General features: G+C 53.2%; 18 protein-coding genes. 17 read left to right on the forward strand and 1 reads right to left on the reverse strand.

All coding sequences use genetic code 11. The annotated features are described in order from the left end of the window. Positions 1-37: 37 nt before the first annotated feature. The 17 genes from MHI43_RS05545 to MHI43_RS05625 all read left to right on the forward strand — a co-directional run bounded on the left by MHI43_RS05545 (position 38) and on the right by MHI43_RS05625 (position 22,478). Positions 38-643 carry a metalloregulator ArsR/SmtB family transcription factor gene (locus tag MHI43_RS05545; protein ID WP_036662136.1) on the forward strand — a complete coding sequence of 202 codons (606 nt, stop codon included), beginning with the start codon at positions 38-40 and terminating at the stop codon, positions 641-643. Beyond that, the gene (locus MHI43_RS05550) at positions 643-1,569 is read left to right on the forward strand and encodes a sigma-70 family RNA polymerase sigma factor (RefSeq protein ID WP_036662138.1); all 927 of its coding nucleotides are present in this window, start codon (positions 643-645) and stop codon (positions 1,567-1,569) included. Before MHI43_RS05545 ends, MHI43_RS05550 begins: the two co-directional genes overlap by 1 nt. 82 nt (positions 1,570-1,651) lie before the next feature. Next, the gene (locus tag MHI43_RS05555) at positions 1,652-2,098 is read left to right on the forward strand and encodes a VOC family protein (protein WP_036662140.1); all 447 of its coding nucleotides are present in this window, start codon (positions 1,652-1,654) and stop codon (positions 2,096-2,098) included. Between the two features lie 236 nt (positions 2,099-2,334). Further along, positions 2,335-2,580, forward strand: coding sequence for a hypothetical protein (locus MHI43_RS05560; RefSeq protein ID WP_341283237.1), 246 nt, complete (start codon positions 2,335-2,337; stop codon positions 2,578-2,580). Positions 2,581-2,646: 66 nt separating this feature from the next. Then, on the forward strand, positions 2,647-3,435 hold the full coding sequence (locus tag MHI43_RS05565; RefSeq protein WP_036662142.1) for a prolipoprotein diacylglyceryl transferase family protein: 789 nt from the start codon (positions 2,647-2,649) through the stop codon (positions 3,433-3,435). Positions 3,436-3,452: 17 nt separating this feature from the next. After that, positions 3,453-4,868: a radical SAM protein gene (locus MHI43_RS05570; protein WP_036662144.1), complete on the forward strand. Its 1,416-nt coding sequence runs from the start codon at positions 3,453-3,455 to the stop codon at positions 4,866-4,868. A 54-nt stretch (positions 4,869-4,922) separates the two neighbouring features. After that, entirely contained in the window at positions 4,923-6,056 is a 1,134-nt protein-coding gene (locus MHI43_RS05575; protein WP_036662146.1) for an SGNH/GDSL hydrolase family protein, read from the forward strand. 222 nt (positions 6,057-6,278) lie between these two features. Beyond that, positions 6,279-7,337, forward strand: coding sequence for a LacI family DNA-binding transcriptional regulator (locus MHI43_RS05580; RefSeq protein ID WP_036662148.1), 1,059 nt, complete (start codon positions 6,279-6,281; stop codon positions 7,335-7,337). A 1-nt stretch (position 7,338) separates the two neighbouring features. Continuing rightward, positions 7,339-9,216 carry a sensor histidine kinase gene (locus MHI43_RS05585; protein ID WP_036662149.1) on the forward strand — a complete coding sequence of 626 codons (1,878 nt, stop codon included), beginning with the start codon at positions 7,339-7,341 and terminating at the stop codon, positions 9,214-9,216. After that, the gene (locus MHI43_RS05590) at positions 9,209-10,714 is read left to right on the forward strand and encodes a response regulator (protein WP_036662151.1); all 1,506 of its coding nucleotides are present in this window, start codon (positions 9,209-9,211) and stop codon (positions 10,712-10,714) included. Before MHI43_RS05585 ends, MHI43_RS05590 begins: the two co-directional genes overlap by 8 nt. 114 nt (positions 10,715-10,828) lie before the next feature. Continuing rightward, on the forward strand, positions 10,829-11,713 hold the full coding sequence (locus tag MHI43_RS05595; protein ID WP_009593160.1) for a sugar ABC transporter permease: 885 nt from the start codon (positions 10,829-10,831) through the stop codon (positions 11,711-11,713). After that, entirely contained in the window at positions 11,710-12,540 is an 831-nt protein-coding gene (locus tag MHI43_RS05600) for a carbohydrate ABC transporter permease (RefSeq protein ID WP_012819254.1), read from the forward strand. Before MHI43_RS05595 ends, MHI43_RS05600 begins: the two co-directional genes overlap by 4 nt. Before the next feature lie 36 nt (positions 12,541-12,576). Then, entirely contained in the window at positions 12,577-13,533 is a 957-nt protein-coding gene (locus MHI43_RS05605) for a hypothetical protein (protein WP_012819255.1), read from the forward strand. Between the two features lie 305 nt (positions 13,534-13,838). After that, positions 13,839-15,155, forward strand: coding sequence for an extracellular solute-binding protein (locus MHI43_RS05610; RefSeq protein ID WP_009593153.1), 1,317 nt, complete (start codon positions 13,839-13,841; stop codon positions 15,153-15,155). 257 nt (positions 15,156-15,412) lie between these two features. Further along, entirely contained in the window at positions 15,413-18,010 is a 2,598-nt protein-coding gene (locus MHI43_RS05615) for a LuxR C-terminal-related transcriptional regulator (RefSeq protein ID WP_036662154.1), read from the forward strand. Positions 18,011-18,258: 248 nt separating this feature from the next. After that, positions 18,259-21,483 (forward strand): invasin domain 3-containing protein, encoded by a 3,225-nt coding sequence (locus MHI43_RS05620; RefSeq protein WP_036662156.1) that lies wholly within the window; start codon positions 18,259-18,261, stop codon positions 21,481-21,483. 416 nt (positions 21,484-21,899) lie between these two features. After that, the gene (locus MHI43_RS05625; protein WP_036662158.1) at positions 21,900-22,478 is read left to right on the forward strand and encodes an SEC-C domain-containing protein; all 579 of its coding nucleotides are present in this window, start codon (positions 21,900-21,902) and stop codon (positions 22,476-22,478) included. Positions 22,479-23,034: 556 nt separating this feature from the next. Here MHI43_RS05625 and MHI43_RS05630 read toward each other — a convergent pair. Further along, entirely contained in the window at positions 23,035-23,481 is a 447-nt protein-coding gene (locus MHI43_RS05630; protein WP_051425330.1) for a hypothetical protein, read from the reverse strand. Positions 23,482-23,762 lie beyond the last annotated feature (281 nt).

Below are 23,762 nucleotides of genomic sequence, written 5' to 3' on the forward strand. Positions count from 1 at the left end.
GAATGTTAAATTTATATAAGGAGTTGAGTCGATAACCGTGCAGTTGGATAAAGTGGTCAGTTATCACAAGGCGCTCGCAGACCCGACCCGAATCAAAATGCTCATCCTGCTTGCGGAAGGCGAAATGAACGGCCAGCTTCTAGCCGAGAAGATCGGCGTCACGCCGGCTACGATTACGCACCACGCGGCGAAGCTGCGGGAAGCGAGCCTCATCAACGAACGCAGGGACAAGAACACGATCTTTTTTTCGCTGAACGATTACTTTATTAAGAACAGTGCGACAGCGACGGAGAATCTGATTTACCAAAGAGTCCGGTCCGAGGGCGTAACGGAAAGCTTGCAGGAAGAAGAACGGCGGATGAGGGATTCCGTAATCAAGAACTTCTTCACCTCCGACGGGAAGCTGAAGAGCATCCCTGCCCAGCTAAAGAAGAAACTCATCGTGCTTACGCATATGGTATCCCGGTTGGAGAAGGGACAGAAGTACAGCGAGAAGGAAATGAACGAGTTTATCAAAGAGTATCATGAAGACTTTGCGACGATCCGGAGGGAGTTTATCATGCATCACTTCATGTTCCGGGACAATGGGGTGTATGAGCTCAATCCGGAGAAGATGTGGGCACGGTGGGAGGATCTGTCCTAATGAAAGAACATTCGCCGCTAACCCATCAACGGATCGAGGATGCCAAAGCGGGGGATTTTGATGCCTACCGGATGATCGTCAACGAGTATTCCAACGCCCTGTTATCCGTTGCGTACAGCGTGCTGGGAGATTTCCACGAGGCACAGGATGCGGTGCAGGAAGCATTTCTGAAGTGCTATCGCAACCTGCATACGCTGAACGATCCAGCGAAACTGGGCAGCTGGCTGTATGCGATAACGCGCCGGACCAGCCTCGATTTTGCCAAACGAAGCAAGCGGGCTCTCCCCCTGCACGAAACGACTCCAGCATCGGACGATATCACGCCATGGCTGGAACAATATGTGATCCATGATTCCGTCTGGGGAGCCTTGCAGGGATTGGAGGAGAAGAGTAAATCCGTTGTCGTGCTGCACTACTTAAGCGAGTGGTCCATGAAAGAGATCGGACAGTTCCTTAACATGTCGGTATCTGCGGTTGAAAGCCGAATACGACGTGCCAGAGAAGTTTTGAAACAGCATCTAGCCCGTGACTTCGAGCATTATTTCCTTACTCATCGTTTGGGGAGGGATTTCGAGCAGCAGGTCTCGGAACATGTCCTTAAGCGAGCCGGTCATTTCTATATTCCAGTCACGGATAAGGGGCAGGCCACCGCCTGGTTTATCCTGCATTTTCATCTAGGAACCAGCAGGCACGGCAATCCGGTGCTGGAATCCGGACAGGAATTGTATTTGCTCGAGTGTCAGCACCACGCCCCGGCGAGCATGCCTGTACTCACGTTCGAAGCAGCGAGCGTTGGGGAGTTAGAGCAGCGGCTGCATCAACATGGGATTGGAATCGAGCCGATCCGGGAAGATGCTTTATTCGGCAAATTGCTGGTATTCTATGATCCCGACGGCAATAAGTATCATGCAATTGAACCGAATTGATAAAAAAATGGCTCTCCGTGACGGAATCGGTCCGGTTCCATCGTCTATATATTGAAACCACATTGAACAAGAGGTGAATCGAATGACGACAGACAACCAATTAAACGAAGCACCCAAGCTCCAATCCGTGAACAAGCCGTTGCTAAAGAAGGTTCATTGCAATTATCTCCCGGTAAGGGATCTTCCGCAGGCGGTAAAATGGTACACTGAGCTATTTGGCCTTACGGTGAGAAAATGCGACGATACGGGAGCCATCTTGATCTTAGGGGACGGACAGTGGTTATTCCTGCTGGAAACACTGGATAACCGAACAGCCAACTTCATAACCAACCAATGGGAAGGGGAGAATTATGAGATGTTCTCGTTAACCTTCGAGGTCGAGAATATTACGGAACTGCATAAGCGGCTGCGGGAAAATGGAGCACAGGTCGAGCCGCTGGTAGATCACGGTTCCTGCGGATTGCAGTTCAAATTCAAGGATCCCGACGGCAACAAGTTTAATGTTTGGCAGGATGCACCCACGAGCTGACCCATCGAACCACAAGAATGGAAAGGCGAGCGCTGGCTTGAATGAGTCAGAGGGCTTGCCTTTTTGTATTTTCGCGATTCCGATTGGAAACGGCGGCATCTTATGACGTCTTATGAATGTTCACCCCAGGGCCATCTGTCGTTATAGGTGGTGGTCTAATTCTCTGTTTACGTTTACAATGGGAAATATTAGGGCTAAATCCCAAGTGAGGTGATTGGATGGAAGTTTACCGCTGCATGAACCATCCCGAAAGGCCGGCCGTCGCTCAGTGCACGCGCTGCGGAAAGCCGGTGTGCGACGAATGCCATAATCCGGAGACAGGCCGCTGCCGCTACCGATGCGGCGAAATGAACCCTGCTCCCGGCATGCCCGGACGGTCCAAGAACATTTGGGTGACCGTGATTGTCTCCATACTGGCCATCCTGGGCGGGCTTGCGCTGCTGCTGCTCGCGATTTGCGGAACGATCCTGTTTTCCTATTAAAGAACGCGTTTCGAACTCGAACATGGTCTTATTTTCAACTCAAGTTTTCATTCAAGGAGTGGGCGGATGGAATTTCCTGTTTATGTGTACCTGGGCTCCTGGCGGATTCATCCGCATGTGTTATTTGAATCGCTGGCCTACTTTATCGGCTTTCGGGTGTATTTATGGACCCGCCGGCCGAGCGGCATGACAAAGCTGATGAGCCTGCAGCTTCTGGCCGGCATCATCGCCGGGGCTGCCATTGGGGCCAAGCTGCTGTACTGGTTTGAGGATCCGGCGGCCACTTGGGAACAGCTGCGCCAATTCCATCTCCTCTGGGGTGGCAAGACGATTGTCGGCGGTCTTCTCGGCGGATTGATCGGCGTCGAGCTGACAAAACGCTGGGTGGGCTGGAAGCATTCCACGGGCGATGATTTTGTGTACCCTCTGATGCTGGGCCTGGCCCTTGGGCGAATCGGCTGTTTTCTGACCGGCCTCGACGACCACACCTATGGCACGCCGACAACCTGGTTCACGGGCGTGGATTTCGGCGACGGGATCTATCGCCACCCGACTCAGCTGTATGAGATCCTCTTCCTGATCGTGCTGGCCCTGCTGCTGATGCCGCTGTACCGTCAAAGCCGCGGCAGATCGACTCGCGAGGGCTATGTGTCCGGGCGGATGTTCCAGTGGTTCATGGCCGGGTATCTGCTGTTCCGCCTGGCGATCGAATGGATCAAGCCGACGCCGCATCCTTACCTGGGATTGAACAATATCCAGCTGGCCTGCATCGCGGGCCTCATCTATTACGCATGGCTGATCGGCGGCAGAAACCGGCTTCGCCGCTACACGCCGGGTTCCCGTCTTCCAAGCTGACCAAAGGAGTTTTGATTATGCCAAAAAACCGGCCTTATCTGTATCATGAACTGACGAACAGCATATGCACCACCTGTTATCGCAAAGTGGAAGCCAAGATCATCGAGGAGAACGGCATGGTGTATATGCTCAAAAGATGCCTCGTGCACGGTCCGGAAAAAGTGCTGATCGCAACCGAGGCCGAGTATTACCATCAGACGCGAAAGTTCATCAAGCCGTCCGAAATGCCGCTCGTCTGGAATACGCCGATCCGTTACGGCTGCCCTTACGACTGCGGACTGTGTCCGGACCATGAGCAGCACAGCTGCCTCACGCTGCTGGAGATTACGGATCACTGCAATCTGCAGTGCCCGATCTGCTTCGCCGAATCGTCGCCGCACCGCACCTCCTACCGGTCGCTGGCACAGATCGAATTCATGCTCGACCGGATCGTGGAGAACGAGGGGGAGCCCGACATCGTGCAGATCAGCGGCGGCGAGCCGACGACGCACCCGGATTTCTTCGACATCCTGGATATGTGCAAAAGCCGTCCCATCAAGCATATCATGGTGAACACGAACGGCATTCGCATCGCCCAGGACCGCGATTTTGCGCGGAGGCTGGCCGAATATATGCCCGGCTTCGAGATTTACCTGCAGTTCGACAGCTTTGAGGAACATGTGCTGAAGGAGCTGAGAGGGGCCGACTTGCGGCGCATCCGCCGGCAGGCCATCGAGCACCTGAATGAATTCAACATCTCCACGACGCTGGTCGTCACGCTGAAGAAAGGGCTCAACGACGGCGAAATCGGCGACATCATTCAGTACGGGCTTCAGCAAAAGGCGGTGCGCGGCGTCACCATTCAGCCGATTCAGGCGGCGGGACGGCTGGAGGGGTATGATCCGGCAACCGATCGCCTGACCGTAAGCGAAGTCCGGCGGATGATCATCGACCAGTCCGAGGTGTTTACGGACGCGGACATTCTGCCGGTGCCCTGCCACCCGGATTGCCTCGCCATGGGTTATGCGTTGAAGCTGGGCGGGGAAGTGCTCCCGCTGACGCGGATGATCGACCCGGAAATCCTGCTTGAAGGCGACAGCAACACGATTGTATTCGAACAGGACCCGGTCATCCGGGGCAAGATGTTTGAGCTGCTGTCGACGGGCCACTCGCCGCAATCCTCGGCGCTTTCCCTGAAGAGCCTGCTCTGCTGCCTGCCGCTGGCCGCCGTGCCGGAGCAGATTACGTACGACAACGTCTTCCGGGTCATTATCATGCAGTTCCTGGATGCCCATAACTTCGATGTCCGGTCCGTCAAGAAATCCTGCGTGCATATCGTGCATCCCGACGGGCGGATGATCCCGTTCGACACCTATAACATGTTTTACCGGGATGACAAGGAAGAGCTGCTGAAGGAACTGAAGGAAGAGGTTGCCACCGCATGGGACAGATAAGCCGTTCTATGGCAATGTACTTCAATTCGAGCTTACATAGGGAGGCGATACATTGTGCAGGACAATAGCCCTGAACCTGAGAAGGTGTCTCCATTTCAATTGGATCAGAACATGAAGATCGATCACGCCGAAGCGGACGAATGGTTATGGTATTCCCCATTGGAAGAGCCATTCCGAGTATCCGGCTTTGCCTGGTTCGACACCGAACGCATCTATCGCAGGCTGCCTGCCGTACCTGAGGTCCCCGTCCGACCGGAGGTGGATACGCTTGCGAACTGCACATCGGGCGGTCAAATCCGCTTCCGAACGGATTCGCGGAACGTATCCGTCCGCGTGCGGTTGACGGCAGGATCCGGCATGTACCATATGCCCCCCACCGGGGAGTGCGGAGTGGATGCGTATATCGGCGGCCCGGGCGAGTGGAAACATGCAGGAACCGCCCGTTTCCAGCCAGGTCAGGCAGAGTATGAGAGCAGCCTTTTCACTGTCGGAGACCGCAAAGCACGCTCGTTCCTGCTCAACATGCCCTTATACCAGGGCGTTGAGGAGATATGGATCGGAATGGAGCCGGGAGCCGAGGTCCTTGCGCCGGAGCCCTATGATTCCAGCTCGAGAGTGGTCATATACGGAACCTCCATCACGCAAGGCGGATGCGCGTCGCGGCCCGGCATGTCGTATACGAATATCTTAAGCCGCAGGCTCCATCTGGAGTTTATCAACCTGGGCTTTTCGGGGAACGGCAAGGGAGAGCCGGAGCTTGCCGAACTGGCCGCCCAAATCTCGGAGCCGGCCTGTCTCGTGATTGATTATGAGGCGAATTGCGGAGGGACCGAAGCTTATCGTCAGACCTTGCCGCGGTATATCGAGACCTACCGGAAATTCCATCCGGAGGTTCCCATCATCCTGGTATCCCGCATCCCTCATGGAGCCGAGTCGTTCATGCCGGAGTTTCGCGAAGGACGGCTTGAACGGAAAAAGTTTCAGATGGAGCTCATTCGGGAACTGACGGAGGCCGGAGACCATAACCTAACGTTTGTGGACGGATCGGATTGGTTAGGCGACGATCCCGGGGAAACGACAGTTGACGGGGTTCATCCGACGGACCTCGGCTTCAAGCTGATGGCGGACCGGCTTGAGCCTGTGCTAAAGCAAGTGATCGGCGATATGGCTCCAGCAGCAAGGCGATAGAACCGTTAACAGGGTAGACACTTAGCGTGCAAACAGCGTAACGAAACGCGTAATGAAACATTCATAAGCTAGAATCGTGAGAGAGCCCGTTCCAGGTTGGAACGGGCTTTTGTCTGCGCCGTCGCTGCATTCAAAAGTTTTAATTGTTTACCTAATAAATGAAATGTTATGATAACAATTAACTAATAACTTATCGATTACCTTAAAGGATGTGTACAGGTTATGGCAGGAAAAGTCACGATGCAGCAAATTGCCGATCATCTCGGCCTTTCGAAGTTCGCTGTTTCTAAAGCGCTTTCAGGTAAATCCGGCGTCAGTCTCGAGACCCGGGAGAAAATCGTGAACCTCGCGACCCAGCTCGGTTATTTTGCCAATAAGTCGCCGAAGGCCGGAAGCAAGAAGAACGAAGCCAATGCCGACGGCAGCCAAGCCGCTAAGGAGACCGTCATCGTGCTTGTGCCGAATGTCCGCTACCAAACGCGGGATTCCCTGTATTGGGGACGGATTATCGACGGCATCACGAATGAGCTTGAGGCAAGGGACACGGGGATGGTCATCGTGACCGATCAGTTCAAGGACAGCTTCGCGAATTTGATTAATCCGAGCGGGGTGAGAGGCATCATCGGCGTCGGATTCATCTCTTCGCAGCTGCTGCTCGAAATCCGCAGCCTGGATATTCCCTTTGTCTTGATCGATCATGAGGATCCGCTGATACCGTCGGATGCCCTGTTCATGAACAATGTGGAGTGCATGAGACGGGTGACCAATTACTTGATCGGCTGCGGGCATCGAACCCTTCAGTTCGTAGGGAACGTCCGGTTCTCGCGCAGCTTCGCCGATCGTTATCAAGGCTATCGCTCCGTCCTCGTCGAGCAGGGGATCCCGCTGGATCAGAACGAGGAGCTACTTAGCTTTGAAGGAGATAACCGCTCCGAGATGACGGAGGCTCTTGAGACGATACTAAGCCGGATGGAGGAGCTGCCTACCGCCTTTGTGTGCGCGAACGACTCCATTGCCATCTGTATCATGACGGTGCTCGGCAAGCTGGGCGCCAAGGTGCCGGCAGACTGCTCGGTTACCGGCTTTGACAATATTGAGGATGCCGCTTATGCGGCTCCGTCACTGAGCACCATCCACGTCAACAAGGAGGCGTTCGGACGCAGGGCGGTGGAGATGCTGGCGAGACGGGTGGAGCAGCCGGACAGCCCGCTGGAAAAAATACTGCTGGCCGGCGACTTCATCCTCCGCGAATCCACCGCTTATGCAAAGAAGGTCGACTGACGTGAACCTGCGCGGCTACATTACCCGTCTATGGAAGGAGCGGCCGGCCGGACGCTTGGACCGCAAGCTGTTTGTGGTCTTTCTGTTTCTGATTATCCTGCCGATCGGACTCATCACGTATTTTGCGGCAGAGCGTTATACGGCCACCATCGAGAACAATACGGTCGCCTACGTGTCCCAGCTGTCGAGTAAAATGATGGGCAAGCTGGATGATTACGTGACCGATATGATGAAAATATCGATCATTCCTTCGTACCTTAATGAAATTCAGTCCGGGCTCGAGATGTCCAACCGGCATTACCAGGCGGAAGGGAAGCCGAAGGAACCGGCAAGCTTGAACGAGAGCGAGCTGAAGCTCCAGATTACGCGCAAGGTCGAGCGGAGCATTTATTTCATGAACAACATCAAAGAAGGCACAAGCAACGTATACCTGTTCGACCTTTTCGGCAACCCGTATTACGTGGTCAAAAGCGGAGGCAACCGTTCGAATCTGCAGCAGTACTATGACAACTGGCGCAAGCTGGCCACGGCGGCCGGCGGCCGGCCCGTGCTGGTCAGCACGCAGGAGATCGCCGTGTCCGCCGGCAGCAAGCAGTATATGTTCACGGTCGTCCGCGACATCATCGATAAATCGTACCATTCCATCGGCACCATTGTGGTGGATGCCAACATCCGCGTGATCGAGAACATCGTCACCGACCTGGAGGAGACGACGCACGGCACCACCTTCATCCTGGATGACAACGGGACTGTGATCTATGACAGCGAGAAGAAATATTTGTCCCGCAGCATGACCGACAATGCGGCGCTTGCCCAGGCCACCGGCAACGAAGGAAGCTTTCGCCATAAGGTCGACGGGGAGGAGCAGCTTGTCGTTTACCGGAAATCCGAGCAGACCGGCTGGCTGATCCTGATTACGGTGCCGGAGCGGCAGCTGATGCAGGATGCGCTCAAGACCCGCAAGATAACGATCGCGGCGGCTGTCGGCGTTACCAGCTTTGCCCTCATCATTTCATTGATTCTGATCTATGCGCTGACAAGGCCGCTGCGGTCCATCGTCCATCTGATGAAGCAGGTGCAGACCGGCAAGCTGGATGTGGTGTTCCCGGTCCGAAGGCGGGACGAAGCCTCGTTGATCGGGGTCTCGTTCAACCGGATGATGGCACGCATCAAACAGCTCATCGACGATATTTACGCGATCGAGAAGCGGAAGAAGGAGGCGGAGCTGGAGCGTCTTCAGCACCAGATCAATCCGCATTTTATTTACAATACGCTGGAAACGATCCGGATGACGGCCGTCCTTCACAACGATCAGGAGGTGGGGGACATGGTTCAGCTGTTAGGGCAGCAGCTTCGTTACAGCATTCATGCCGGCAGCGAGGTCGTGGTCGTGAAGCGCGAGTGGGAGCATGTCAAAGCCTACATCGAGCTGCTGAATTACCGGTACGGCGAGCGGTTCGTGCTGACGCTGCCGGATGATCCGGGGGCTGATTCCATTCGGGTGATGAAGCTGCTGTTTCAGCCGATCATCGAGAACGCCGTCAATCACGGCTTCGACGAGAACAAATCCGTGCTGCATCTGACCATTACCTATGCCATGGATGGCATGAACCACGTGTTTACCGTTACGGATGACGGGCTGGGCATGTCGGCAGAAGCGCTTGCGAGGCTGCGCAGCATGCTGGATCAGGCGCAGCCCCCAGGAACGGACGGCCGGGGAGTCGGGCTGCGAAACGTGCACGAGCGGCTGCAGCTCCGATACGGAAGACCCTACGGCCTTACCGTAGACAGCGAGGAAGGACGAGGAACTGCCGTCCGGATTACCTTTCCCGCGGAACATGTAGAAGAACCGAGAACAGGAGGACTTGCAAATGCTTAACATCGCCGTGGTGGATGACGAGGAACGGATCAGGCTGGGTCTTGGCAAGCTGATACGGGACGCAGGCGAGCAATATCGGGTCGTGGGGACGTTTGCAAGCGGCCAGGAGCTGCTGGATCAATGGCATGAGCTCCAGCCCGACCTGGTCATTACCGATATCAAAATGCCGCAAATGAACGGGCTCCAGCTGATGGCGAATATCAAGCAGATGGCCAGCCGCACCAAATTCGCCGTGCTCAGCGGTTATAACGATTTCGAATATGCCCGAACCGCCATGCGGCAGGGAGCGCTGGAATATTTGCTTAAGCCGGTCAACATGAAAGAGCTGCTCCGCATGCTGGAGAACGTCGACGAGCTGGTGAAGGGCGAGCAGAACGAGCGCAAGCTGGAGTCGGACGATCTGGTCAGCTTCCTGTTAGGCACGGATCAGCGAACCATGCCGGAGCATCTGTTCGAAGAAGTCTGCGACCGGCTGGATCAGCAGGCGCTGTTCCACGGACATTACGCGGTGCTCCTGCTTCGCACGTTCCCGGAGATCGCGGAAGAGAAGCTGCTGGCGTGGACGTCGGTTTGGAGGACGGAGCGGAGAATCATCGGCTGCGAAGGAGGAAGGCAGGCGATCTTGGCGTCCATCGCAGAGTCGGGCCATGCGGATATGGCGAGAGAATGGGCGGCCATGCTGCTGCAGCAGCTTCCTGCGGGCACTTCGGCGAAGCTGGGCATCAGCGGCGTGTTCAGCGGGAGCCGCTGGCTCCCGCAAGCCTATAGGGAAGCCGCGAACGTCCTGGAGCAGGCTTGGTACAGCGATGAACGGCGCAACTGCGGAGGCGAAGGCATAGCGGCGGTTCACCGGGAAGAGCGCTACCGGCTTGTACGTTCCTTGGATAAACAGCTGCTTCCGGCGCTGCGTGCAGGCGAGTATGCACGCTTGCCGGCGGCGATGGGCATCTGGCTGGAAGAGACGGCTTCCCTGCGGCCCGGCTGGACCGAATTGAGAGAAGCTTGCCTTACCCTGGAGTCGCATGTGGCGGAAGAGATGAAGCAGCGCGGCATTGACGCAGGGGATGCAGATTGGAACCTGGAGCCGGGGGACAGCGAGAATTGGCGTTCGTTCGCGGGCCGGCTGAAGCGCGCTGTGGAGGCTGCTGCGGGGCTTCTGGATCAAGGGAAGAGCGAGCATCGGGCTGTCGAGACGATCAAGGCCTATATTCAGCAGCATTACACCGAGGAGCTGGAGCTTCAGCACCTCGCCGACCTGGTCTATCTGACTCCGAGCTACTTGAGCAAGCTGTTCAAGACCGAAACGGGCGAGACGATTACGGACTATTGCATCGCCGTGCGAATCGAGCATGCCAAGCGGCTGCTGAAGGAGGATCACGGGCTCAAGACGTATATGGTCGGCGAACGCGTGGGCTACCCGGACCCGGCTTATTTCAATAAAGTGTTCAAAAAAATGACCGGAAAAACGCCAAAGGAGTACCGCGATTTTGTTAGGTGACTGTTATCTAAACTGAGGACAATAAAAGCAAACAAAGTCTATTATTTTTCGGGGCGCTGTCTTTTATAATGATTGAAAACGGTACCATTTCATCCAGAAAGCGAGGAAGGGAACGTGTTCAATTTCAGTTATAAAACGCAGCGCTATCTTATTCTGTTCGGTTTCCTTGCCATTCCCGTGCTCCTGTCACTGACCTTCTCTTATTATCCGGCGCTCTCGCTGTTGTATTACAGCTTGACGGACTGGTCGGGTCTCGGCTGGGATATGAACTTTATCGGCTTTGACAATTACGTCGAGATTTTTACGAAGCCCGAAGTGTTCAGCTCACTCAAGAACAATCTGTATTATCTGATCGGGGGTCTCATCCAGGTCGTCTTTGCCCTCTATTTTGCCGTTATTCTGACGGGCAAGCTGAAGGGGAGAAACGGCTTCCGGGTCGCCTTGTTCCTGCCGTACGTGCTGCACAGCGTGGCTACGGTGATCATGTTCAAGAACGTGTACCACATGGAATACGGATCGCTGAATACGCTGCTCGGCGCGCTGGGACTCGAATCCTGGCAGCAGAGCTGGCTGGGCGATAAAGGGATCGTGAATTTTGCGCTGGCCTTCATCTCGATGTGGAAGTACATGGGGCTGAACATGGTCATCTTTATCGGGGCGCTGCAGTCGATACCGGGCGACCTGTACGAGGCAGCATCCATCGACGGGGCATCGGGCTGGCAGAAGTTCCGTTACATCACCTTGCCTAGCATCCGGGGCGTGCTGGAGCTGATGCTGATCCTCACCTTGACGGGCGCGCTCGAAGCGTTCGATATTCCGTTTGTGATGCTGCTCGGGGCGAACGATACGTCGACCTTCGTCATCAAGACGGTGGATACGGCATTCAAGTATCAGAACTTCGGACTGGCCTCGGCGATGGCGGTCGTGCTGCTGATCATCGTGCTGCTGTTCATTGTCATCCAGCGGAAGCTGCTGTTCAGGGAGGAGAAGCAATCATGAAAAGGGAAGGCTCGATCGGCTTTAGGATTTTCAATTATTTCACGTTGGTTGTCGCCTTGTTCGTGGTGTTCTTCCCGATTTACTCGATCTTCGTGGGGGCGTTCAAGACCCAGGTGGAGTATTATCAATCCGGCCTCAGCTTGCCTGACAATTTCTTTAACTTCGAGAACTTCAAGCGGGTGATCGACATCGGGGATTTGGGGCTCGGATTTCGCAATATCCTGATCGTATTGGTCATTTCGGTGGTCGGCAACATCCTGTTCGGTACCATGGTCGCTTATGCGGTCGGACGGTTCGAATTCAAGATGAAAAAAGCGATCATGGGCATGTACCTGGTCGCTCAGGTCATTCCGATGGTCACGACGCAGGTGGCTACCTTCAGCGTCATCCAGAGCCTGGGGGCCTACAACACGATGTTTGCGCCGATTCTGCTGTACTTGGGAGCCGACGTGCTCCAGATCGTCATCTATCTGCAATTCGTGAACAGCATCCCGCGGGATCTGGATGAGAGCGCCATGCTGGAAGGGGCGTCCCTGTTCAAAATCTACCGTTCCATCATCTTCCCGCTGCTTGCGCCGGCTACGGCGACCCTGGTCATACTGAAAAGCATTTCGATTTACAACGATTTTTACACGCCTTACCTGTATATGCCGAGCCAAGACCTGAAGGTGGTATCCACCGCGATTTATTCCTTCATCGGTCCGAACGCGGCGCAGCTGAACGTGATCTCGGCAGGCATTCTCATTATTTTCATTCCGACGGTCGTGCTGTTCTTGTTCATGCAGCGGTACATTTTTGCGGGGGTTACGAACGGAGCGGTCAAATAACGAACACTAGACGATGAAGAAGAGGAGACTCGATATATGAACTCGACAAACACGTGGACGGAAAAAGTATGCGGCATGACCTGGGGGTGGACCGGCGTACGGGGTTCCTGGACGGGACCCGAGGCGGAATTCTCCATGGAACGCATGGCGGACATGGACGTGAATTGGGTGGCCATCGCGCTGTCGGCCGTGCAGGCAACGCCGCAGTCGACGGAAATCCCGTTCCGGGAGGAACCGACGGTGACGGACGATGAGGTGCGATGGGCTATCCGCAAGGCGAAGAGCCTGGGCCTCAAGGTGTGCTTGAAGCCGGTCGTGAACGTCGCGAACGGAACGTGGAGGGCCCATATTAACTTCTTCGACGAGGAGGTTCCGGGTGAACCGAGCTGGGCGGAATGGTTCCGCTCCTATGGGGAGTTCATTCGCCATTATGCCGAAATCGCGGAGGAAGAGCGATGCGAGATGCTGTGCGTGGGCTGCGAGATGGTGCAGGCCGACAAGCGGGACGCGGAGTGGCGGGCCCTGATTGCAGATGTACGAAACGTCTACGGCGGGCTGGTGACGTATAATTGCGATAAATATCAAGAGGAGCGCGTGGGCTGGTGGGATGCGGTAGACATCATCTCCTCCAGCGGCTATTATCCGATCGACCAGTGGGAGGAGCAATTGGATCGGATCGAAGGCACGGTCCGCCGATGGAACAAGCCGTTCTTCTTCATGGAAGCCGGCTGTCCGAGCCGCGAGGGCTCCGCGGCCCGCCCGAACGATTGGTCGCTGCCCGGCGGCCCGTCGGAGGAGGAGCAGCGGCAGTATTATGAAGCGATGTTCGCTGCTTGCGCCAAGCGGGAGTGGATGCAGGGGTACATGCTGTGGGATTGGCCGGCGCGGCTGTATGGCGTGGAGGAAGCGTCCCTGAACGATGATTATTGCATGTACGGCAAGTTGGCCGAGGAGACGGTGAAGACATTTTATGCGGCCGGCATCCGGGTTTAATGCTGGATCGGACGGGCGTACCGGCTCGGTGCGCAAGGTAGCTGAACATAAACATAGGGTTAACATCGCACCGCACGTTGTTAGGACGTACGGTGCGATTTTTGCTGTCGGCCGCCGAGAAGCAGGTTATATCGAGCCTAACAAGAAAATGATATGTTAGCATAATTTATGACAATAAAAACAAAAACAATTCATTTGTTTTGAACTTGTTAGCGATTATCATTTAAAATGTAAGCGATATCAGTAAGCGCTTCATGAAGATGCGAAGAAACGCAAGTACATTCAACGTACAGGGGGAAGACGAAATGAAAAAAAGATTTACGATGGCATTGCTTCTGCTCTTAACCGTATCATCCATTTTGGCCGCCTGCGGAGGAAATAAAACGAATAACGCAGGCACCGAGGCACCGCCGAGCGGCAACGCCGGCAGCGAGCCGACCGAGGCATCCGGCGAAGCGGAGCTGGGCGGCAAGCTGAAGGTGCTGACGCACCGCACCGACCTGGTAAACGATGGCACGCTGGACAAATACGTGGAAGCCTTCAAAGCGAAATATCCGAAGGCGGAGATTGAATTTGAAGGCTTGACCAACTATGCGACGGACATTCAGGTCCGTCTGACCACGGGCGAGGCCGGCGACGTGCTGATGATTCCGACTGGCCTTGCCACCTCGGAGTACGGCAAGTACTTTGAGCCATTGCCGGATACGATGTTCGAGGACGTTTATTTTGCGGACAATACCCTCTTCGAAGGGAAACGCTATGGAATCTCCACCGGCGTCAATACGCAAGGCATTGTATACAACAAGAAGGCGTTCCAGGCTGCAGGCGTCGACAAAGTGCCGACCACGCTGGATGAGCTGTACGCAGCCGCAGAGAAGCTGAAAGCGGCGGACATCATTCCGCTGTACATGAACTTCGGAGCCCAATGGACGATGGGTAACTGGGCGGATAACTCCGCATGGTACGTGAACGGGGATCCGCAGTTCGCCTCGAAGCAGGTCGCCGAGGAAGCGCCGTTCCAGGTGGATAATGCTTGGGGCATCCTTGCGAATATCGGACGCACCTTCGTGCAAAAGGAATGGGTAGAGAAAGACTTGTACACAAACAACTGGGAGATTTCGAAAGGCGAAATGGCTTCCGGCAAAGCCGCGATGTACTTCCTGGGCAACTGGGTGATTCCGCAGGTGATCGGCGCCGGCGCGGCTTCGGAGGACATTGGCTTCTTCCCGCTCCCGTACGATAATAGCGGCAAGTACAACGCGCCGCTCGGTTCGGATTACTTCATCGCCGTCAGCAAAGACAGCAAGAACAAAGAGCTTGCTACCGCGTGGGTCGATTTCTTCGTGAAGGAATCCGGCTACGTGGAAGATTCCGGCTTCATGCCGATCATCAAATCGGCGGAGTCCTCCATCTCGCAGCTCGCCGAATTCCAATCGTTCAATCCGACGCTGATCGAGAGCGAAGCGACCGATCCGAAGTTTAACGAGATCGCGAATAAGGCGCAGATTGGCATCGGTACCGGCGATTACGTACAGGAATATATCGTGGCCGACGATCTGCAGGCTGCATTTGACAAGCTGAACGCGAAGTGGAAGGAAGCCAAAACCGCACTGGGCTATTAATTCGAGAATCAACGGGTTAATGTCGAGATGCAGCTCTAAGCGGCCTTACTCTGGATGATCCAGAGTAAGGCCGCTTTTTGCGTATGCTGATCGGTTGTACAACAGCTTCACCACAGTATGTATGCCAGCAGGTATTGTTTAGATCCTTTGAGAGGGTAATCCTATTAATTTCCGGGGAAACGCCGGACTTTGAGGATTAACCTGGAAAGATACTTAAGAGTATTTTATAGTAACAGTAAGACTTGGAGGTGACTCACATGGGAGAAGGGACTGTTATTCTAAGAACTAAATTGCAGCCGCCAGCATTACGGGATTCATGGATCAGCCGTTCTGTATGGGATGTGAGGGAGAATCAGGGCAGCGGGTATCGGATCATCACGATTGTAGCCCCTGCCGGCAGCGGAAAGACCACCGCATTGGTCCAGTATATGCACCATGAAGGGCAGCACAGACTGGCATCTTGGTTAACTTTGGATGAGCAGGATAACGATTTGCGGAGATTTTGGCGCTATATGATCCATTCACTCTTGCCCTACTTACCTTCCGGGATCGAAAATCGGCTGCTGCCCCTGCTGGTTCCTTATTCAGGTCAAGTGATTTATTCTTTCTTGGATCAATTTATTATGGAGATGCATGGCATCTCTCTGTCTATAAACGTGGTACTGGACGATTATCATTCGATTACCCATCAGGAAATTCATGAAAGTCTGAATTATTGGATCGAACATTTGCCGGATTCTGTCAGGGTGTTCATCGCTTCGCGCGCGGAGCTGCCCCTCGAGGGGATGGGGAGATGGCTGTTAAGCGGAAGATTGCAGCGGATAGGAGCGCAGGAGCTAGCATTCAACGAGGAGGATGCGGGCTCTCTGTGCCAACATACACTGGGGCGTTCCCTCGCCCCTGAGAAGCTGAATAGCTTGGTTCGACGTACAGAAGGATGGGCAGCCGGACTCCAATTAGCACTTATTGCACAGCGGCAGAACGAAGCTGCTGGCATACCGGGCTCTGATGCTTTTAGCCAAAGTAACAGGCAGTTGAGTGATTACTTGAGTCATGAAGTCATGCGCGGGCTGGACAAGCCTTTACGGCAGTTTTTGCTGGAAACCTCGGTTATGAGGCGATTTCACGCGGACATATGCGCTGCCGTCACCGAGCTGCCCCAATGTGATGGCATGCTGGAGGTGCTAAAAGCCAAAGGGCTATTTCTGATTCCCTTGGATCACCAAGAACGGTGGCATCGTTATCATCATGTGTTTGGCGATTTCTTGAGCAGCTTATTAAAGCAGCAGAACCCCGAGCGATGGATTGAGCTTAACCGGAGAGCAAGCCAGGTATATGCTCGCGAAGGATGGCATGAGGAAGCGATCGATTACGCCTTGTTGGCGGAGGATTACGAGATGGCAGCCGCTCTGGTGGATCAGCATATGATGGAGCTGATCAAGAAGGGAGAATTCGACCTTCTTCAGCTGTGGCTTAACAGGTTTCCCGAAGGAATACGTTTGCCGGACAGATTGCTGTTTGTGAAGATCTTTGTATATTCTCTTCTAGGGAAGCGTGACCAAGCACGGGATTTGCTTGAACGATTGGAAGCAGGTTTGTATGGACTGCCAATAATGGAGCGGCAGCTAGAATGGCTGAGCGGGCTTTTTTTTGTAAAAGCCAATCTTGCTTTTAATTCCAGACAATTTGATGAATGGTTCCAGTTTGCTCAGACGATTGAACATCGACTGCCGGAGGATCCCATATTCTTTAATTTCAATTATAATAACCGGGAACCTTTTGTGCGCAATACACCGTTCGGGCTTCAAGGCGTTCTTACGAATACCACGGCACAGGTAGGCACACAAATTGTCTCGATTCTGGAACGCCATGGCTGGGAGGATTCCTTGATGTGTCAATATGTCATGCAAGCCATGGCAGAAGGCTTTTATGAGAAGAATGAGCTGGATGCATGCGTATTCTGGCTGGATCGGCTTTTAGAAGGAAGACGATACAAAGACGTTCCAGGCTTGTTCATTCCGATCCGACTGACTATGGCTAAGCTTAAACGGAAGGAAGGAAACCACCATTCGGCAAGGGCGATCGTGCAGGATGCGTTGAATATCATGGAAGCAAGAGAAGATATATTATGGTGCAGTGCCTTGCGGGCTTTTTTGGTAGAGATCGATCTTAGAGACGGAGAGTTGTCCCAGGCAGAGGCTGGCTTTCAGGAGCTAAACCTTTCGTCGATGCAGCGGATAAGCCTTGAGTATTCATTGGAAATCATGACCTGGGCGCGACTGCTCATTCATCAGCAGAGAGCCGATCAAGCGCAGGCTATGCTTGCGGCCCTCCGGATTCAAGCCGAAGAAGCTGGAAGCATTAATATTACCGCATCTGTCATCGTCCTGCAGGCCTACGCGGAATACACTCGCGGAAACGTAAAGGTAGCTACCTTGTTTCTTCAAGAGGCGCTCTCGCTTGTCATGCCGTATCGATATAAACGCACATTTATGGATGAAGGGAATTGGGTGTATCAACTACTGCAGGAGCTGAATACTAACGGTGATGCTATGAAGACAGCTCCATTGAAGGATTATATGGCTGAACTGATGGAAGAGATGAGACAGGAGAAACTGGCAAGCCTGGATCTTCTGGATCATTTCGGTACATATGGGCTAACACCCCAAGAAACAACAGTGCTGGCCCTGCTTCACCGGGGAGATACCAACCAGTCCATCGCCGATGAACTAGGACTCACGGTGGGGACCGTGAAGGTGTACTTGAACCGGATATACAGTAAGTTAGGTGTCAGCTCAAGAGTACAGGCGGTACTGAAGACCTTCTCGGGATCTGAAATGGAACGTTCGAAATAGAGGAGCATTTATTTCATTGTACGTACTTCTCCTTGGGTACACGATGTGTGGGTCGGGGCATGGGTGGATGGCTGTCGATCATATGTATTACTTCATAATGTTTATGCACCATAGCCGTGGATCAGGGGATGAGCCGCGGTTTTTTCTCGTTTGTCCCCCTTTGTTAACTTTGGATAATAGGCAATGGTCCCGGGGTTTTGTATACTTTTGTCGCATTCATACGAAATCCATAGAAGGGAGTCGACGCATTGCAACGTAAAATATGGCACATATGTCTCATCGTACTCTTGCTGGCAAGCCAGATGGGTACCACAGGGCATGCGGATACGGGAAAGGCAGGCTTACCCGGAGAGACTAACATCGTTTCGATATCCTCAAAAGGGTACCATACGTTAGCCTTGCTGGATAATGGAACGGTTTTGTCCTGGGGATCGAATATGGTAGGACAGCTGGGGAATGGGAAACAAGGTTCGAATTTCAGCACCAGCTTTGCGCAGCCAGTTTATGAGAAGGTGAACGGTGAACTTAAAGTTCTTGCGAACATTGTAGCAGTCGAGGCATCACTACAATACTCGCTTGCTCTATCCGCTGACGGAACTGTATACGGCTGGGGTTTAAATGCAAGTAATGAATTGGGGCGGCCGTTCGAGGGAACCTATTATTATCCAACGGCAATTCCGATTGCAGGCCTGCCTCCGATTGAACAGATTTCTGCCGGAGTTACGCATGCTGCCGCTTTGGCGAAAGACGGAACCGTGTGGGCTTGGGGAGATAATCAGTCGGGTGCAGTGGGTAACGGGAACAATGGCCCGCTGGAGTATGTCGAAAGACCGGTTCAGGTGAAGAAGAACGCTTCCGAATTTCTAACAGGAATTAAGCAGATTCATGCAGGGAATTGGTTTACCATGGCCGTAACGGAGAATGGGGAGTTGCTGGGCTGGGGGTATAACGGAACTTATCAGCTGGGAGACCTCACGACAAATAGTCGTTCATATCCCGTCCATGCGCTGGATAAGAACAAGAATCCTCTGAATGGAATCAAGAAGGTATCTACCGGTAATGATTATACCTTGGCCTTAAAAGAGGACGGAACCTTATTAAGCTGGGGGGTCAACGGTTATGGGCAGCTAGGCTCTGACACACTCCAGGGGACTTATTCAAATTATCCCAAGCCTGTATTGGACAAAGCATCTGGAGATGCTTTCGGCCATGTTGTTGATATATCGGCAGGGATTGCACACGTCGCAGCGATTCGCGAAGACGGCAGTGTGTGGACCTGGGGCGGCAATACCATTTGGGGTTCAGGGGACATTACAGGACAGCTTGGCCGTGGAGATGATCGGTTGGAGGAGCGGCCAGGACGAGTCACCAGGCTGCCGGGTAATGCTAAAGTATTGCAAGCCGAGACCGGCGGTCATCATACGGTAATCATGCTGGATAACGGCACACTCTGGAGCATGGGGAGTAATAGAGAAAAACAGCTCGGAGGCGGCTATAAAATGGACAGCGCTATAGAGCCTAACCAACTGTCACTCAGTCATTATGACAAAGCTTACTGGCCTAAACAAGGCATCGGACCGGTTATGGGGCAGCCATACCGGTTGACACTTCAGCTGGCCGGCCATGAAGGACAGCCAGTCAGCTTCGGTACGGACGTCGTGGATATGCAAGCTGTAGGGGCGACGATAGTAGGGCCTGTAAGTTACGTAGGAGAAGGGCGTTATGCGGCTGATATGCTGGCAGACTCTCCAGGGCCTGTTCAGGTAACGGCCAGGATCAATGGCCTGGAGGTTCCAGCAGCGCAAATTGTTGTACTCTCCGGAGAGCCTCACCCTGCCCAGTCAGAGCTGACAGCAACGCCTTCCATGTCAGTCGTTGGCAGTGCCGATCCGGTCGTATTGAGATTGCAGATAAGGGATGCTGACGGAAATGAGCTGAACCGAAGCGGCGGTAAGGCGGCATTCACCAGCTCGCTTGGAACGGTCAGTGAACCGGTAGAAACCTCTTATGGCGTTTATGAAGCCGAGCTTCGATCCGATACAGCAGGTATAGCTAATATTGGTGTGACTTTGGATGGCAAGCCTTTTGACGTGTCAGCCAAAGTATCGTTTAGAGCCGGGACTCCCAACAGAGCTTATTCCACATTAACGGCGAACCCGAAAATCGTGGTGGCAGATGGCAAGCAATCCACAGAGATCAAGCTTCACATCAAAGATGTCCATGGCAACGATCTGGATGATTATCTTGGCCCTATTGAGTTAATTTCTTCTTTGGGGCAGATGACGACGGTGACAGAGTCGACCTATGGCGTCTATGAGAGCACCTTGGTATCTAATCAGCCGGGGATCGCCACAATCAGTGCATCGTCACTTGAAGGTCTGCTGCTCGCGGATCCCATTACGGTTGAGTTCGAGTTATTCATCCAAGGCATATCCTTCAACAAGCAGCAATACGAACTGGAGAGAGGCAGCTCGCTGCAAGCCAGTCTTATCGCAGCGGATGAACATGGCAATTCGAGAAACATTACATCGAATAGCAAGTTAACGATAGAGGACGAGACGATTGCGACAATCAGTCCTGAGGGGCTGATTACAGGAAAAGGGAAAGGACAGACCGTTCTAAACGCCGTTTATGGCACGCATTCCACTAGTGCCGTAATCAAGGTTACGGATAAGGATGTTGACCCGGGTCCTGCTCCGAATCCCGATCCTGGATCAGGGTCGAATCCGGGTACGGTCACTGAACCCGAGTCAAACTCGGGCTCTGGTTCCAATCCCATTCCGACTCCTGGAACCGACAAGAAACCGGACTCTGAGTCAGGGAAAGGGGACAAACCAGCGGTGCCTCCGGCAATCGAAGATCAGGATCCGGTGCCTGGGAGTGGGGATGACGGAGAAAGAATAGAGACTGTAAAGTTCTCTGACGTGAAAGGACATTGGGCTGAGGATGCTATCATGAAAGCAGTTAAAGCAGCTAAGATTAGCGGGTACCCAGATAAAACCTTCCGGCCCAATTCCTATATTACGCGTGCCGAGTTTGTCGTTCTGCTGAATCGTTGGTTTGGGCCGTTCGCTTCTGTCGAGGCCGACAGATCCGACACAAGTGAATATTGGCCTAATTGGTCTAAGGATGCCATTTCGGATGCTATGCAAGCAGGCATCTTGAAGGGCTATAAGGATGGCACTATACGTCCGAATCAATCGGTTACCAGAGGAGAGCTTGCCGTGATGCTGCAGCGTGCCATGAAGCTTGCAGGAGTCCCGCTCCCTGTGGAAGGAAACAGCAGCCTGTCTGCTTACAATGACCATGCCCTGGTGCCAGCCTGGTCAAGGGAAGCCATGATGGAACTGTCTGCCCGTGGATTGATCCAAGGTGACAGCCAGTCTAATCTGAGGCCAGGGAATCCGGCAACTCGGGCCGAGACAGTGGTCCTGCTCACTCGCCTGGAAGCGATATTAGAGCAAGGAAATTAATCGGATTTCACCGAGTATGGGCAAGCAGCCGCCTCTCTATAACGTATAGGGAGGCGGTTATTTCATTATCGCCAACAGGGGGCATCTATCGGAAACAGGTTACTGTAGATCAGATTCTATTTATGGAATCTTTACCAAAAATGGCACAAGTCTATTATAGGTTCTAACAAATTTGTTACATCCTACTTGCGTTATGACGATATTATAGAATAATATGAAAGGGCGCGGCTTTCATAGAGGGAACCCGCGCTTTTTTGCTATCTGGCTTGCCTCGGCACCTTCTTATCGGAAGCCCCCCCTGTAAGAGAGTGTAACGACGCGAAAGGCCGTCAACCTTAAGGATCTGTAGGCTTGAGGTGCGCATTTTCATATTTTCCATGTATAATAGAAGAAATCATTCAAATAGGAGCTAGGAAATGAAAAAGCTAGGAAGAAACGATCTATGTCACTGCGGAAGCGGGAAAAAGTACAAAAGATGTTGTCTTGAAAGAGATGAACGCACGGTATACGGTAAAGTCATCCAGTTCCCTGGTGCGAAAGCAGCAGAGCCTAAGCTACAAGTCGATCAGTTGCGACAGATGATCAACGACAAGCTGGGGTGGATGGATTGGATCGCCGATGAGCATCGCGAGCTTGCAGAGTCTGTGTTTCCTCAGATCTGCCGGGATTACGAACTGCAGGATGAGCAGCAGCTGTTTCAAGTGTTCAGCCTCCTGATGGTCTGGAACAGCTTCTCCAGAGAAGCCAATCCGAAGTACCGCAAACAGGGTGGATATGCAAGTGCGATCGAATATATAGTAACTTCATCGCTTAACATTCCAACAACGAAGTCCGATATCGCGAAGAAACACGAGGTTTCGGTAGCCACGCTGACTCGCAACAGCGGCCAGATTCAAGATTTCATGGATGGCGTAGCGGCATCCGCAGACGACTCGTTCGCCGAGGATGAGGAATCCGCTGGCGAAGAGGATAAGGACTTGTCCTTGGGACGTTAATTGCCAAAGAGCCAAAAGTGAAAGATCCATAGCAATAGTACAAGCATTTGCGCATTCGGTTTCATAGCTTGACCGCTCCCACAAGGGGGGCGGTCATTTTGCGTTGAAGGACCCAATCAAATTCCAAAGTTGTTTATACAAGTTAAGCCTATATGGTTTATGTAGGCCTTTGTGATCCAAATCTAAATGTCGAACGAGTAGGCCGGCAGAGTACGTCAAGGGGGTCACCACATCCCTGCCGAAGATATCATGCACCGGCATCATTCTTCTATGCAAAATCTTCTCTAATACATGAGCCTGGTTGATCATTTGCTTGTGATAGATAATGGCGCACTGAGTGGAGAAATTGTGCTGGAGGCAGAATTCGGGGTAATTAAGCATAGGGAATTTAATTTGCCGAATTAGGTTTTACCTATCGTTAATCAGCTGAAGCCTTGGAAAATTAATTCTAAAAAATTGTACTAAATAAAACTTTACACTCAAGCCGCTCCACTCAAGTGGAGCGGATATTTGCATTAATCTATAAACTGGCGTTTTCGAAAGACTGCTTTCCGTACTAGGCAGAGGCTCTGCGTGACTTCGTCAGCAGCCAGCCCAAAGCAATGCCGTACAGCAGATGACCGGCCAGCCAGAATAGAAGGGCAGCAGGGTCGGATAATTCCGGGGTACGGTCAGACAAGACGGTGGTCGGATATAGGAGAAGTCCTACGGCCAAACAGGCCAATGAAACCCAGGACAAGATTCGCCCGCGGGACCAATTCTTCTGCTTCAAAAAGATGGCTAGAGCGATGCTCAGCAGGACAGAGATGACGAGATGCAGCGCAAACTCGACAAGTTCGGAGAGCTTGAGTTCCTTCAAGAGAGGCACGTAATCGACGTTCAGGAGCAGCGTATAGACCTCCAGCGAGGTGACGTGCTCGATGATCTTGAGGAACAGCCCGAGAAGAATGCCCGCCGCGATGCCTGCCCAGACCGGCCCGTTCAGCTTCCATGTACTCCGCATGAGCGACGCCCCCTTTTTTCGTTTATTGTATAATACCTGTCGTTCCGATGCGAAACGAACATTCTCGCTGTACAACATTGGAACGAATGAAGCGAGTACGATGACAGGCGGATAAAAGTGAATCTTGATTGCCAGTTTTTTTCTAAGCCCTTGAAGGTGAGGAGAATCAGGCTCTTCTTCGGCGAAGTCAGCAAGTCGTTGACACTGCCGGGCCTCAGCTATGCAGGAGCTACCATGCTTAGGGTGTAACCAATCCTTGTTGAGAAATTGTATAGTTCGTT

This window comes from Paenibacillus sp. FSL H8-0457, assembly GCF_038051935.1.
Lineage (GTDB): Bacteria > Bacillota > Bacilli > Paenibacillales > Paenibacillaceae > Paenibacillus_AQ > Paenibacillus_AQ lautus_A.